Here is a 12,719-nt window from a genome sequence, read left to right on the forward strand (position 1 = left end):
GGCAGACCCATCATGTTCAGGAATACTGCGCGCTGCCTGGACGCAATTTTCGTGATTGCGGGCGCGTTGATCGCTCACTGGATGCGTTTTTCGACACCGATTGCGCTTTCAGACACTCAACGCCTCTTGATCGCCTTCAACTGCGTTCTGGTACTGCTGCTTTTCCCCGCTTTTGGCGTGTATGAAACGTGGCGCGGCAAATCGCTGCCGGCCATGCTGGCACGCGTGGCAACCGCATGGCTGGTGGTGGTCGCTACTGGTCTGATACTGGTATTCACGCTGCACCGCATGGACGCGGTCTCGCGTCTCTGGTTCGGCTATTCGACCTTGATTTCCGGTGCGCTGATCATCGCCACCAAGTGCCTCGTGCATCTGTGCCTGCGCAACGCACGGCGGCGTGGTTTGAATCATCGCACGGTGGCGATCGTCGGCGCGCCTGGCTTCGCACGCACCCTGCTCGCGCATCTGCAGAACGCGCCCGAGGCTGGCTTCATGCCGGTGGCCGTGTTCGACACCAGCGCCGAACTGCAAGGGGCACCGCGCGCACGCATGGGCCGCCTGCCCGTGCTGACCGATCTCGACAGCTTCGCTTCCACGGTACGCAGCGAACATATCGACGAAGTGTGGCTCGCGTTGCCGCTCTCCGAAGAGCATGCCATCTATCGCTTCACGCGCACCTTCCGCGACGACTTCGTGAACCTGCGTTTCATTCCCGATGTACGCAGTCTGACGTTTTTCAATCACGCGATGGTCGACGTGGTCGGCCTGCCCACCATCAGTCTGAGCGCGACACCGGTGCCGCCGCCGCAGATGTGGCCGAAGCTGCTGTTCGACCGGCTCTTCGCGCTGGCTGCGTTGATCGCGCTGGCGCCGCTGTTCGTGGTTTTGGCCGCGGCCATCAAGTTCACCTCGCCCGGTCCCGTGTTCTTCACGCAGATGCGCAAGGGCGCGGACGGCCGCCCCTTCGCGATCTACAAGTTCCGCTCGATGAGCGTGCATCACGAAGCCTCCGGCCAGGTGACGCAGGCCGCGCGCGGCGACGCCCGCGTGACGAAACTCGGCGCCTTCCTGCGCCGCACGAGTCTCGACGAGCTGCCGCAATTCTTCAACGTGCTGCTTGGACAGATGTCCGTGGTCGGGCCACGCCCGCATGCCATTGCGCACGACGATCTCTACAAGGATCTGGTGTACGGCTACATGTCACGTTATCGCATCAAACCCGGCATTACCGGCTGGGCCCAGGTGAACGGCTACCGGGGCGCCACCAACAAAATCGAGAAGATGGAAGCGCGCGTCAAGTTCGATCTGTTCTATATGCAGAACTGGACCTTCTGGTTCGACATGCGGATCGTCGTCGCCACCATCTTCAAGGGATTCGTGGGTCGTAATGCCTATTGATCAGGATTACCTGGAAACGCTCGTGAAAGTCTCCGTCATCGTGCCGACGTACCGACGTATCGCCGATCTGGCGCGCTGCCTCGCCGCGCTCGAGGCGCAGGAGTGGCACGCCAACGAAATCGTCGTGATTGCGCGTCACGACGACCGCGCCACGCTCGACTGGCTGCGCGAACTCGACGCGACCCGGCCCGATGCGCGCCGCAAACTCGCACTGGTGCAGGTGACGGGCGTGGTGGCCGCGTACAACCTCGGCATCGAAACGGCGACCGGCGACATTGTCTGCTTCACCGACGACGACGCCGCGCCGCATCCCGACTGGATCGCGCGCATCGTACAGACCTTCCAGGCCGATCCGACGCTGGGCGGTCTGGGTGGCCGCGACATCGTGCACGACCGCGGCGGCATTCTCAAAGGCCAGCAGGAAGTGGTGGGGCTGGTGCGCTGGTATGGACGCCCGATCGGCAATCATCACATCGGCTACGGGCCGCCGCGTGCCGTGCAGGTGCTCAAGGGTGTGAACATGGCGTTTCGCCGCGACGCGATCGGTGGATTGCGTTTCGACAAGCGTCTACGGGGAAGCGGTGCGCAGGTGCATTGTGAAATGGCGTTCAGCCTGGATATCGAACGCCGCGGCTGGACCTTGATTTACGACCCGTCGTTGCTGGTCGAGCACTATCCGGCCCAACGCAGCGACGAGGATCAACGACATAAGTTTAATGACGCGGCGTTTTATAACGCGTCGTATAACCTCCGACTCATCATGTGTGAATACCTGTCGCCTTTTGGCCGATGGGCATTCCTCGCTTATTCGACGTTGATCGGCAATCGCGCGGACCCGGGGCTCTTGCGCGCATTGTTACTGGCGTTCGGCAGCGACGGAATGGCGCTCGCTTTTCACAAATGGTGGGTGGGGCTGCGCGCCATGCGCGGAGCCTGGCAGGAGGCGGGGCGCTGAAGGCAATCAGCGTGTTTGATCACGCGAGGGACCATTAATATGAACAGCAAAATAATCGCCGTGTGCGTTGCGGCCACTACGTTATGCGCCTGCACGCTGGCGCCGGGACCATACCTCGACTCGAAGCGGCTGCAACCGCCGGCGCCAGCGCAGCAAACCGCCGACACCTATCCGGTGCAGATGATCGACGTCGGCTATTTCCGCAAGGTACGCGCGGCTGCCGTGCCCGCGGTGTGCCCGCTTAGCTGCGTCACGCCGCAGGGCCGCCGGAACTACCAGTACGACGTGGGCATCAACGATCAACTGACGATCATCGTCTGGGACCATCCTGAACTGACGGGCGGCGGCACGGGTGTCGCCATGCCGCCGTTGCCGGCCACCGGCACCGGCACGGGTCCTTCGCCGGGCCCGACGCAAACCCAGGGCGCCACGCCCATTACGAACGGCGGCGGCTCCGAGAGCGGCCTGACGATTCGCGTGGCAAACGACGGCACGATCTTTTTTCCGCGCGTGGGCCGCGTCAAGGTGCAGGGCCTGACCGCCGAGCAGATCCAGAAAGTGCTCACCAAAGGCCTGGCGAAGACGATTCGCGATCCGCAGATCGACGTACGGGTGTCCGGTTTCAACAGCCAGTCCGTGCAGGTGACGGGCAACGTGCGCAGCCCGTCTTCTGAAGCCATCACCGAAGCGCCGCTGTCGGTGCTCGATGCGATCAATCGCGCGGGCGGTGCGCTGCCCGACGCGGACCTGCAGGACGTGGGCGTGACCCGTGACGGCAAGCGTTATCGCGTCGATGTCGCGGCGCTGCTCGAAACCGGCGACCCGCAGCAGAACGTGCTGCTGGCGGATGGCGACATCATCGACATTCCGGATCGTTCGAACAGCCGCGTGTTCGTGCTCGGCGAAGTCGCCAAGCCGACCTCGCTGCCGATGAACCGCGGCAAGCTCACGCTGGCCGACGCACTCACCGGTGCAGGCAGCCTCGATATCGCCACGGGCGACCCGCACTTCGTCTACGTGATTCGCGGCGCGGACAAGACGCTCACGCCGGACGTCTACCAGCTCGACATGACGCAGGTGGACGCGCTGATGCTGATGACCAAATTCGATTTGCAGCCCAAGGACGTGGTGTACGTCCAGGTCTCGAGTGCCGCCCGCTTCAACCGCGCGCTGGCCCAGATCACACCGACGCTGCAAACCCTCTTCTATACGTGGCAACTGTCTAAATGAGCCGCGCCCTGCACGGAGTCGAACAATGAGTACCTATGACATGCTGGACCACTCTCCCGCGCCCGGCAGCGACGACGAAGCGGTGATGAAGGATCTGATCCGGATGATCGTCGATCAGATCTGGTGGGTGATCGGCATTGCCGGGGCGATCATTCTCGCCTCGGTGGTGTACGCCAAGCTCGCCACGCCCATTTATTCGGCTGACGCGCTGATCCAGGTGGAGTCCACGCCGCCCTCGGGCAATTCCGGCTCGCAGCAGGTGCTGGCTTCGCTGGTGCCGTCGGCCGGCGCGATGCACACCGACGCCGAGATGGAAATCATCAAGAGCCGTGCGGTGGTCGAACCGGTCGTCGAGCAGTTCAAGCTGAACTTCAGCGCATGGCCCAAGACGATGCCGGTGCTCGGCAAGGCGACCGCGTTTCTTGCCCACCCTGGCCACCCGCTCGGCGCGCTGTTCGGACTCAAGAGCTACGCCTGGGGAGGCGAGCAGTTCGCGCTCGACTCGATCGCCGTGCCGCCTTCGCTGGAAGGCAGTCAGTTGACGCTGCGCTCGCTCGGCAGCGGCCGCTATGAATTGTGCGACATGTATGGCCAGGTGCTGCTGACCGGCGTCGCAGGCGTGCAGGCACACGGCAGCGGTGTGACGATGCTCGTCACCACGCTGGTGGCGCGCCCCGGCACCGAATTCTACGTGCTGCGGTTCAATCAGCTGGACGCCGTGGCGGGTATCGCCTCCGGTCTGCAAGTGTCCGAAAAGGGCCGCGAAACCGGCGTCGTGCAGCTTTCGTACATGGGCACCAACCCGCACGCGATCACCGCGATCACGAATGCGGTGGCGGCGTCGTATCTGAAGCAACGCACCGAACGCGCGCAGGAAGAAGCGAGCCGCATGCTCACGTTCCTGAACAGCGAACTGCCGCGTCTGCGTGCCGAAGTGCTGCGCTCGGAAACGGCCTTGTCGGCCTATCAGGCGCGCGTCGGTTCATTCCAGCCGACTCAGGAAGCTGGTCTGTACCTGACGGGCGGTCTGGAGTACGAGAAGCAGATCGCGGCGTTGCGGATTGCGCGCGCCCAGCTATTGCAGCGCTTCACGGCGGACAGCCCGGAACTGCAGACCGTCGATGCGCAACTGGCCGCGCTCACGCGTGAAAAAGGCAGCTTCGAGGATCACTTCAAGACGCTGCCGGGTTCGGAACGCGAAGCGATGTCGCTGCAACGCGATGCCAAAGTAGCCGAAGAAATTTATGTGGCGCTCCTGAACAAAACCCAGGAACTGTCCATTTCGCGCGCGGGGACGATCAGCAACGTGCATATCGTCGATGAAGCGTTGCTGCCCTCCTCGCCCGTGCGTCCGAAGGCTGCGCTGATCATCTCGGCGGGCACGGTGCTGGGCGTGATCGCCGGCATTCTGTTCGCGTTCTGCCGCCGCACCTATTTCATGGGCGTTGCCGATCCGGAGTTCGTCGAGCGCCGCTTCCAGCTGCCGATCTTCGGTTCGATTCCAATCAGCCTCGAGCAGACGCGCAGCGACAAGCTCATCAGCGCCAACCACGGTTCGCGCGTGGGCGCGCCGATCGAGGCCGTGGCAAAGACCGCGTTGCCGTCCGCGATCGCCAATCTCATCGGTCCGCGTATCAAGCCTGCGACGACCGTGCCGGCGCCCGTCGCAACCGGCACGCAGACGGTGCTGCGTTCGCCGCACGTGCCGCTGCGTGCGTTGCTGGCCAAGACCCATCCGTTCGATACCTCGGTGGAAGGTCTGCGCGGCCTGCGCGCCACCCTGCAATTCGGCCTGATCGATGCACCGAATCGCGTGGTCTGCTTCACGAGCCCGGCGCCGGCGGACGGCAAGAGCTTCATGTGCGCCAATCTCGCCGCCCTGCTCGCGGAATCCGGCAAGCGCGTGCTGCTGATCGACGCCGATCTGCGGCGCGGCCGTCTCGCGCAATATCTCGGCCGCTCGCCGGTAGGCGGCCTGACCGAGCTGCTGACAGGCCAGGTGGATCTCGAAGTCGCTGCACGTCCCACCGGCGTGGCGGGACTGCACTTCATCGCCGCGGGGGCCTATCCGCCGAACCCGTCGGAAATCCTGACGTCGTCGCGCTTCAGCGAGATCCTGCGCCGCTTCGAAGAACAGTTCGATCTGGTGATCGTCGATACACCGCCGCTGCTGGCCGTGGCGGACGCCGCGATCATCGCGAACATGGCGGGCTCCACGGTGCTCGTGATGCGCGCCGGCGCGCACACCGAGCGCAATATCAAGGAGTCGCTTAAGAAGCTGCGCCGCGCACGCGCACGCGTGATTGGCGGTGTGATGAATGCCGTGCCGCTGAAGAGCGGTGGCCGCTATGGCACGTATGATTACGCGTATGCGTACACCTACATGCCGAACGATCCGCTGAACAGCGATCCGAATCGTTAAGCGGGTTTGATCGTTAGACCGGCCTCGACGGGCCGGTCTTTTGATTCTTCGCAGAGACGTCCACCCTCGCAACGAGCTTCAAAGTAAAAAAGCCGCCCGGTGTAAAAACCGGGCGGCTTTTTATCTGGCTCTCGTTTAGTTCAGATCGCGTCTGACTCGAACTGACTCAAACTGCTTTGCGCAAATGCGACCTGCTGCGGGCGTCATGACGGAATAGCGTTATAACCGCGTGAGAGCGATCACGCGGCTGCGGTTAGATCAACGCCCAGGCAACGCGAATCAGCGCGTCTGCAACCCGCAGACGCGCTCGCAAACTTACAGAAACACGCTGACGTCAGCGTGAAAACGCGCGGCCAGTGCCTTCGCGACATTCTTGCTGATCGCGCGGCGGCCGGCGAGGATATCGCTCACCACGGTCGGCGAGGCAATGTCCGCCAGGTCTTTCTGTTTGAGCCCATTCGTTTCCAGCAGATGGCGCAGCACTTCGCGCGGCTCCACTTTCGGCAGCGATATGTGGCGCGTCTCCCAGGCCTGGATCAGATCCCCGACGATCCCGAACAGATCGGTCAAGGGCCCTTCTCCTTGCCCATCGAGATGCCTGGACAGTTCGTTGGAAAGTTCGACCATGCTCTGATAGTCGTTCTCGTTGCGAATGGGCTTGAGTGCCACCTGATGTTGCAAGGTGGCCCAAGTCTCGGCGAGTTCGGGGAGCTTCCCCGATAGGCGGTCAGCGTTCATGTCGTTCTATTCATCCTTTGTCCAAAAGGTCGCATTGCATACGTCACGGTTGACCTGACGCGCAGCGACTGCTTGTTTTTGATGGAGCGCCGTCCAGAAGCGAAGCGGCTATTGCCCAATCGCGCACTGCGTACTGCGGAGTGCATCGACGCCAGAAAACCTGCTCCCGGACTCAAGAACTCGATACCCTCCCCCCAAAACCGGCCGCCCGCTGCCCACCTTCCTCTGCGTGCGCGGCCGAACCGTACGGCGCGTCAGAAGGCGTTCACAACCCGGCTATTCATAAGCATTGCAAAACACTTCTTCATTCGTGATTCGTCAGCTCATACGTAAAACAGGGTTCTGCGTCATACGAATTTGACCCCGAAAGCGACCGGGAAATCTGTGCGCTATGCCACTCATTCGACGCATCTTGCGGGGCGAATCTTTCCCGATCTTTCCAGACCTTTCAGGGTTTCTCCTGGAACACCGGATCCGGGTTCGAGACCGGCCTCAGCGCCCCCAGATATTGCCCTGCGCCTTGTCCTGCGGCCACACCAGATCCTCAGGTGTCCGCTCAGAGCGCTGACGGGCGGCCGAGGCGGCTACCGTACGCGTTACTTCGATCATGAAAGCATGCCGGAAGGTTGCCGCCGAAAAACGCTCGGCGTTCGCACGGCAGGCCGCGGGCGTGATCAGGATGCGTTGGCGGTCGAAGCGCTCGATTGCATCCTGCAGGGCCGGCACGGTTTGCTGTGAGAAATGCACGCCGGTGGGCCGCGCCTCGCCGATGGGGATGACCGTCTCGAGCGCACCACCCTTGCCGAATGCAATCACGGGTGTACCGCATGCCTGGGCTTCGAGCACGACGATGCCGAAGTCTTCTTCAGCGGCGAACACGAAAGCACGCGCACGCTGCATGTAGTCCTTCAGTACCGCAAACGGCTGATAGCCGAGAATCGTCACGTTGGGACCCGCGCTTGCGCGGATCGCATCCATGTCCGGTCCATCGCCGATCACCACGAGACGACGATGCGGTGTTGCATTGAACGCTTCGACGATCAGATCAATACGCTTGTACGGAACGAGCCGCGATGCAGTCAGATAGAAGTCGTCTTTCTGCGCGCACACCTGGAACTTGTGAACATCGACCGGGGGAGGAATGACGGCAGCATCGCGTCGATAGGTTTTCATCACGCGTCGCGCAACGAATTGCGAATTCGCAATCAGACGATCCACGCCATTCGCAGAACGGGAATCCCAGCCGCGCAGATAGTGAAGCAACGCACGCGCAGCCCACGAACGTGGTCCACGTGTGAGCTTCGCTTCGCGCAGATATTGATGCTGCAGATCCCACGCGTAACGCATGGGTGAGTGCACGTAACTCACATGCGTTTGATCGGGGCCAACCAGCACGCCTTTAGCAACCGCATAGGAACTCGTAATGATCAGGTCATAGCTCGCCAGATCGAATTGCTCAACGGCAAGCGGCATCAAAGGCAAATAAGCGCGATAGCGTTTGCGAGCCAATGGCAGATGCTGAATGAACGAAGTCGTCACCTCTTTATTGCACACCGGCGAACGGTCTTCGAGAAAGTCGACAAGGCTGAACAGGTCAGCATCAGGGAAGCACTGGATGATCTGCTCCAGTACTTTCTCTGCGCCCCCCGGTGCGACGAGCCAGTCGTGCACGATCGCCACTTTCATAATATCGCTACCTGTAGTCGGCCCTCGGCCATCGAAAACAGTGTACGGGGAGCATTACTCGCCGTGCGTGCGCGCGACCACATTGAAAGCACGACGGGCCGCGAATAATGACAGCACAGCGCGGTCCGCTTCATGTGGACCGATACATGTCACTCCATTCGTTTCCCCACGCGCCTGACGATGAACTCAACTGAACTCACCCACGCGTTCCCGCTCACCGAGTCGAATCTGGACGATGCGGTCGAACACGAAACCGCTGCTGCACCGACTGTGCTGTTCGTCGATCAGAGTGGGCAACTCGGCGGCGCTGAGTTTTCCTTACTGCCCCTTGCCACGAAGTTTCGCGCCCGTGGCGAAGTGGTATTGCTCTCTGAAGGCCCGTTCCGTACACGACTCGAAGATGCCGGCGTGCACGTGAAGATGATCAGCGACACACACGTCTCCGACATCGACCGGCAGGCCGTTGGTTTGAACTGGCTACGTGCGCTACCCGGCATTGTTCGTTCAATGCGTGAGATCGCAAAACAGGCGCGACGCTTCGACGTGCTGTTCCTCAATACGCAGAAAGCGATGGTGCTGGGCGCGCTAGGCAAGCCGCTGCATCGCAGACCTGTGATCTGGCATCTGCACGACATCCTCACGCGCGAACACTTCGGCCGTGTGCAGTTGACCATTGTTAAATGGCTCGTTCGGTATGCTATCGATCACGTGGTGGCAAACTCGCGCGCCACAGCGGATTCTCTTGTAGCGCTGACTGGCAAGCCGGCTGCGGAGATTCCGGTGGTGCACAACGGTATCGACGTAAGCGAGTTCAGTCAGGTGAGCGTCGACGACATGCAGGCATTGCGACGCCGCCTGGGACTGCCGGAACACGCCTGGCTTGCAGGCCTGTTTGGGCGGCTCGCGCCGTGGAAAGGTCAGCACATTGCGATCGCCGCAGTCGCGCGCCTTCCGGACGTGCACCTCGTGCTGGTGGGCGCCGACCTGTTCGGCGAACACGCGTATGCCACCGGCTTGCGCCAACTCGTGCAGCAGCTCGGCATTGCCGACCGCGTGCATTTCGCCGGCTTTCGCGACGACATGCCCACGTGGATGAAAGCGATGGACGTGATCCTGCACACCTCCACTGAACCCGAGCCGTTTGGTCGCGTGATCGTCGAAGGTATGGCGGCGGCGCGGCCTGTGATCGCAGCGGCTGCGGGCGGCGTCACGGAAATTCTGCGGCATCGCAAGAATGGCTGGCTCGTCACACCAGGTGACGTGACAGCTTTCGTCGACGCCATCGAAACCTTGCGCGCGGCACCGGAACTGGCGGAGCGTATCGCGAGCCAGGCCTTCGCCGACGCGCAGCGCGACTTCTCGCTGGAAGGCTATCTGGCGCACATGACGAAAGCGATCACGCACACCAATGCGCGCGGATCGCGGCATCGCGCTGTGGCGGCGCATGCCGCTGGCAATGCCACAGCGGCCACCACCGCGGGCAATCCAGGCGCGCAACAGCATTAGTCGCAAGTAGCAGTCTGGCGATATCTACGCATCGTGCCCGTCGATTCACCCACGACCGGCAAGATGCCATGGAATGCTAACCGGTGACGAACGAGCACCGGTAGCAACACGCATGCAGCGTAGCGGCCCACCAGCCGCTCGCAGCGTTACGCGTGACGTACTAGCAGCATGGAAGGGGCAACACCAAAACCAACCAAGGGCGGTGCCGATGCGCGTTCTCGCGGCGCGTCGGACCTCGCTCGGCCACAACAAAAACAGAAGATCTGAATTGGAGACGGACGCGAAATGGCTTACATCACCCCCAATAGCCGGCGTGCACTTTCAACCACGAAAGCAGCGGTATTCATCTTTTTTCTGAGCTTTTTCATTCTCGTTTCGAGCGGACGAATCGGCAGCGCCAATACGAATCTGCAAACCGTTACTTCTGCGCCGGATCTGCAAACGGCCAGCGGAAACGCCCATGACGCCCACGCGAAACCGTGGATGCGCCTGCCCGACGGACATTATTTCCAGCCGCACGACATGGGCGCGGTCCTGCTGGTATGGCCGGGCACCTGGCTTGGCGCCAGGGTCGAACAGTCGGCGCTTGCCACCATGCTGCCCGATCCTTCCATCGTTGCGCGGCTCGCCGTCTCGTTGACCTATATCGTTGTGAGCGCAATCGGTTGCCTCTACCTGTTCCTGCTCTTCAACGAGTTCTATTCCGACAAGCAGGCCTTCGTCGTCGCGCTGGCCTTTGCCGCAGGCAGCCTTTATTTACCTTACGCCAAGATGATATGGGACGAAGCGCCGTGCGCCGCGGCAATGTGCGCATTACTGTTCTACACCCAGGCATTGCTGCGTCCCGCTGCCGGCACACGTGCCTTTGCCGCTGCGGGGGCTGCGCTCGCGCTGGTTTGTCTCCTGCATCATTCCATTGCGCCACCGCTGTTCGTCGCCATGCTGATTCTCGCGGTGTACACGCGTGGCCCGCTGCTGCGCTATCTGGTTCTAGCCGGCGTGTTCGCGGCGATCGTTGCGCCGATGTGGGCCTTCGACGTGGCCTATACGCGCTCCATGTTTCGGCCGTTTCTCGAACTCGCCAGCTTCGTTCACGGCGCTGTAACGAACAGTACAGCTAACGATGCAGCAGGCAGCGTCATGCACGGCGACATGCTGCAAGGGCTCGGCACGCTGCTCTTCAGCGCGAATCGCGGGCTCGTGGTGTTTTCGCCGATCGTGCTGACGTCGCTGTTCCTGCCGTGGACCTGGCCGCGTCTGTCGTCGCCTCAGCGTGCCTTGCTGGTGGCCATGCTGTTTGGGCTGTCGCTGTATGTCGGCATGGTCATCCGTATGCAACAGTGGGGTGCGATTGGATGGGGGCCGCGTTGCCTGCTGCCCTGCCTGCCCATCGTGTTTCTGATGGTGGGACCGTGCCTGCTGGAAATTGCCCGTCGTTCAAACCGCACCGCGACGCTCATCGTGATTGCCGCGATTGGCTTCAACGTGGCGCCGACCTTGATCGACTGGCATGCAATGGCATCCGGATACGCGGGTACGCAGTTGCAGGACGCAAACTCGCCGCACGTGATCGAAGATATCTGGAGCGGCTTTTTCAAGGGCATGCGCGGTGAGCCGCTCGGGCTCGCTCACAGCAGCACGGCGTTGACGCAACACGACGACGCTGGCCGCTTCCCTGACGTGTGGACGGCGCAGATGATGAAAGGCTCCAGCGCTGGACGTATGGCCGGCTGGAGCATCCTGTGCATGCTGTTGCTCGGCATGACGATGATGTGGGGCAAAATCTTCGCGGCACGCCGGCAGCGCGACGGTCTGACGGAGGCCACCATGCGGGCCATCATGCAGCAGTCGGAGACCGCCCGGCGCTGGGACGGGCGATAGCGTAAAGCCTCTATACCTCTACGCCGCCGGGTACTCGATCGTCTCGACACCCGTGTCGGTACCCAGCAGGCAGAGGCTCGCGCCGTGGCCCGCAAAGAGACCGACGGTGACCACACCGGGCCACGCGTTGACCTGCGCTTCGAGCGCGCGTGGGTCGGTGATCTTCAGACCCTTCACGTCGAGGATTTCGTTGCCGTTGTCGGTGATGAACGGCGTGCCGTCTTTGGTCACGCGCACCACTGGCACACCGCCCAAAGCCGTCACGCGACGGCCAATGGCGGTGCGCGCCATCGGCACCACTTCGATGGGCAGCGGGAAGTGTCCGAGCACGTCGACGCGCTTGCTGGCGTCCGCGATGCACACGAACACGTCCGACACCGACGCGACGATCTTCTCGCGCGTCAGCGCGCCGCCGCCGCCCTTGATCATCGCACCGCTGTGGTCGATTTCATCGGCGCCGTCCACGTAGACCGGCAACGCATCGATCTCGTTCAGATCGAGCACCTTGAAGCCATGCGACTCCAGCCGCGCGGTGGTTGCCAGCGAGCTGGACACCGCGCCGCGATAGCGCTGCTTCGTGGCGGCCAGCGCGTCGATAAAACAGTTAGCGGTGGAGCCGGTACCGACACCGATCACGGCGCCTTCGGGCACATGGGCGTTGACATAATCGGCGGCGGCCTGACCGACCAGTTGCTTGAGTTCGTCTTGAGTCATGGGATTGGGGCAGAAGCTGCTGAAGTAGCGGGAAAACCGCAAGTTTACCGAAGTAGCATGCGCCAACGGCACTTATCCGGCAAGCGGGTTGGAGAAACCCGCTGCGCGCCTTCGCGGCGTCCCGCGTAGGGGACGGGAGGCGCCGCGCTTTGCCGGCCGGCCATGCGTTGTCACAAGGCCAGACCGTTA

The 12,719-nt window shown here is 62.3% G+C and carries 9 protein-coding genes; 6 read left to right on the top strand and 3 right to left on the bottom strand.

Features of this window, described 5'->3' with window-relative positions:
* Window positions 1–12 precede the first annotated feature (12 nt).
* From D0B32_RS10310 to D0B32_RS10325, 4 genes are read left to right on the top strand one after another with little or no spacing between them, the layout of a single operon-like run.
* Window positions 13–1,398: an undecaprenyl-phosphate glucose phosphotransferase gene (locus D0B32_RS10310; RefSeq protein WP_117333846.1), complete on the top strand. Its 1,386-nt coding sequence runs from the start codon at window positions 13–15 to the stop codon at window positions 1,396–1,398.
* Entirely contained in the window at window positions 1,388–2,353 is a 966-nt protein-coding gene (locus D0B32_RS10315; protein WP_117333847.1) for a glycosyltransferase family 2 protein, read from the top strand. The genes D0B32_RS10310 and D0B32_RS10315 overlap by 11 nt, the downstream gene beginning before the upstream one ends.
* A gap of 39 nt (window positions 2,354–2,392) precedes the next feature.
* Window positions 2,393–3,583, top strand: a complete 1,191-nt coding sequence (locus D0B32_RS10320; protein WP_117333848.1) for a polysaccharide biosynthesis/export family protein — start codon at window positions 2,393–2,395, stop codon at window positions 3,581–3,583.
* A gap of 25 nt (window positions 3,584–3,608) precedes the next feature.
* Window positions 3,609–6,005, top strand: a complete 2,397-nt coding sequence (locus D0B32_RS10325; RefSeq protein ID WP_117333849.1) for a polysaccharide biosynthesis tyrosine autokinase — start codon at window positions 3,609–3,611, stop codon at window positions 6,003–6,005.
* A gap of 315 nt (window positions 6,006–6,320) precedes the next feature.
* On the opposite strand, the gene D0B32_RS10330 is transcribed toward D0B32_RS10325, so the two are convergent.
* Window positions 6,321–6,743, bottom strand: coding sequence for a type II toxin-antitoxin system HigA family antitoxin (locus tag D0B32_RS10330; RefSeq protein ID WP_117333850.1), 423 nt, complete (start codon window positions 6,741–6,743; stop codon window positions 6,321–6,323).
* Window positions 6,744–7,235: 492 nt separating this feature from the next.
* Window positions 7,236–8,429, bottom strand: coding sequence for a glycosyltransferase family 4 protein (locus D0B32_RS10335; protein WP_117333851.1), 1,194 nt, complete (start codon window positions 8,427–8,429; stop codon window positions 7,236–7,238).
* A 180-nt stretch (window positions 8,430–8,609) separates the two neighbouring features.
* On the opposite strand from D0B32_RS10335, the gene D0B32_RS10340 reads away from it, so the two are divergent.
* Both D0B32_RS10340 and D0B32_RS10345 read left to right on the top strand, forming a co-directional pair.
* Entirely contained in the window at window positions 8,610–9,935 is a 1,326-nt protein-coding gene (locus D0B32_RS10340) for a glycosyltransferase family 4 protein (protein WP_259294950.1), read from the top strand.
* A gap of 285 nt (window positions 9,936–10,220) precedes the next feature.
* Window positions 10,221–11,816, top strand: a complete 1,596-nt coding sequence (locus tag D0B32_RS10345) for a hypothetical protein (RefSeq protein WP_117333853.1) — start codon at window positions 10,221–10,223, stop codon at window positions 11,814–11,816.
* An 18-nt stretch (window positions 11,817–11,834) separates the two neighbouring features.
* Here the strand turns inward: D0B32_RS10345 and rpiA are convergent, their stop codons facing one another.
* Window positions 11,835–12,530 (bottom strand): ribose-5-phosphate isomerase RpiA, encoded by a 696-nt coding sequence (gene rpiA / locus D0B32_RS10350; protein ID WP_117333854.1) that lies wholly within the window; start codon window positions 12,528–12,530, stop codon window positions 11,835–11,837.
* Between the last annotated feature and the right edge of the window lie 189 nt (window positions 12,531–12,719).

This window comes from Paraburkholderia sp. DHOC27, from assembly GCF_003429005.1.
Lineage (GTDB): Bacteria > Pseudomonadota > Gammaproteobacteria > Burkholderiales > Burkholderiaceae > Paraburkholderia.

Bases quoted from the DNA above. Each gene is read 5' to 3' on its own strand.
- D0B32_RS10325 (WP_117333849.1), top strand. From the start codon at position 3,609: ATGAGTACCTATGACATGCTGGACCACTCTCCCGCGCCCGGCAGCGAC.
- D0B32_RS10315 (WP_117333847.1), top strand. From the start codon at position 1,388: ATGCCTATTGATCAGGATTACCTGGAAACGCTCGTGAAAGTCTCCGTC.
- rpiA (WP_117333854.1), bottom strand. From the start codon at position 12,530: ATGACTCAAGACGAACTCAAGCAACTGGTCGGTCAGGCCGCCGCCGAT.
- D0B32_RS10330 (WP_117333850.1), bottom strand. From the start codon at position 6,743: ATGAACGCTGACCGCCTATCGGGGAAGCTCCCCGAACTCGCCGAGACT.
- D0B32_RS10335 (WP_117333851.1), bottom strand. From the start codon at position 8,429: ATGAAAGTGGCGATCGTGCACGACTGGCTCGTCGCACCGGGGGGCGCA.
- D0B32_RS10310 (WP_117333846.1), top strand. From the start codon at position 13: ATGTTCAGGAATACTGCGCGCTGCCTGGACGCAATTTTCGTGATTGCG.
- D0B32_RS10345 (WP_117333853.1), top strand. From the start codon at position 10,221: ATGGCTTACATCACCCCCAATAGCCGGCGTGCACTTTCAACCACGAAA.
- D0B32_RS10340 (WP_259294950.1), top strand. From the start codon at position 8,610: ATGAACTCAACTGAACTCACCCACGCGTTCCCGCTCACCGAGTCGAAT.
- D0B32_RS10320 (WP_117333848.1), top strand. From the start codon at position 2,393: ATGAACAGCAAAATAATCGCCGTGTGCGTTGCGGCCACTACGTTATGC.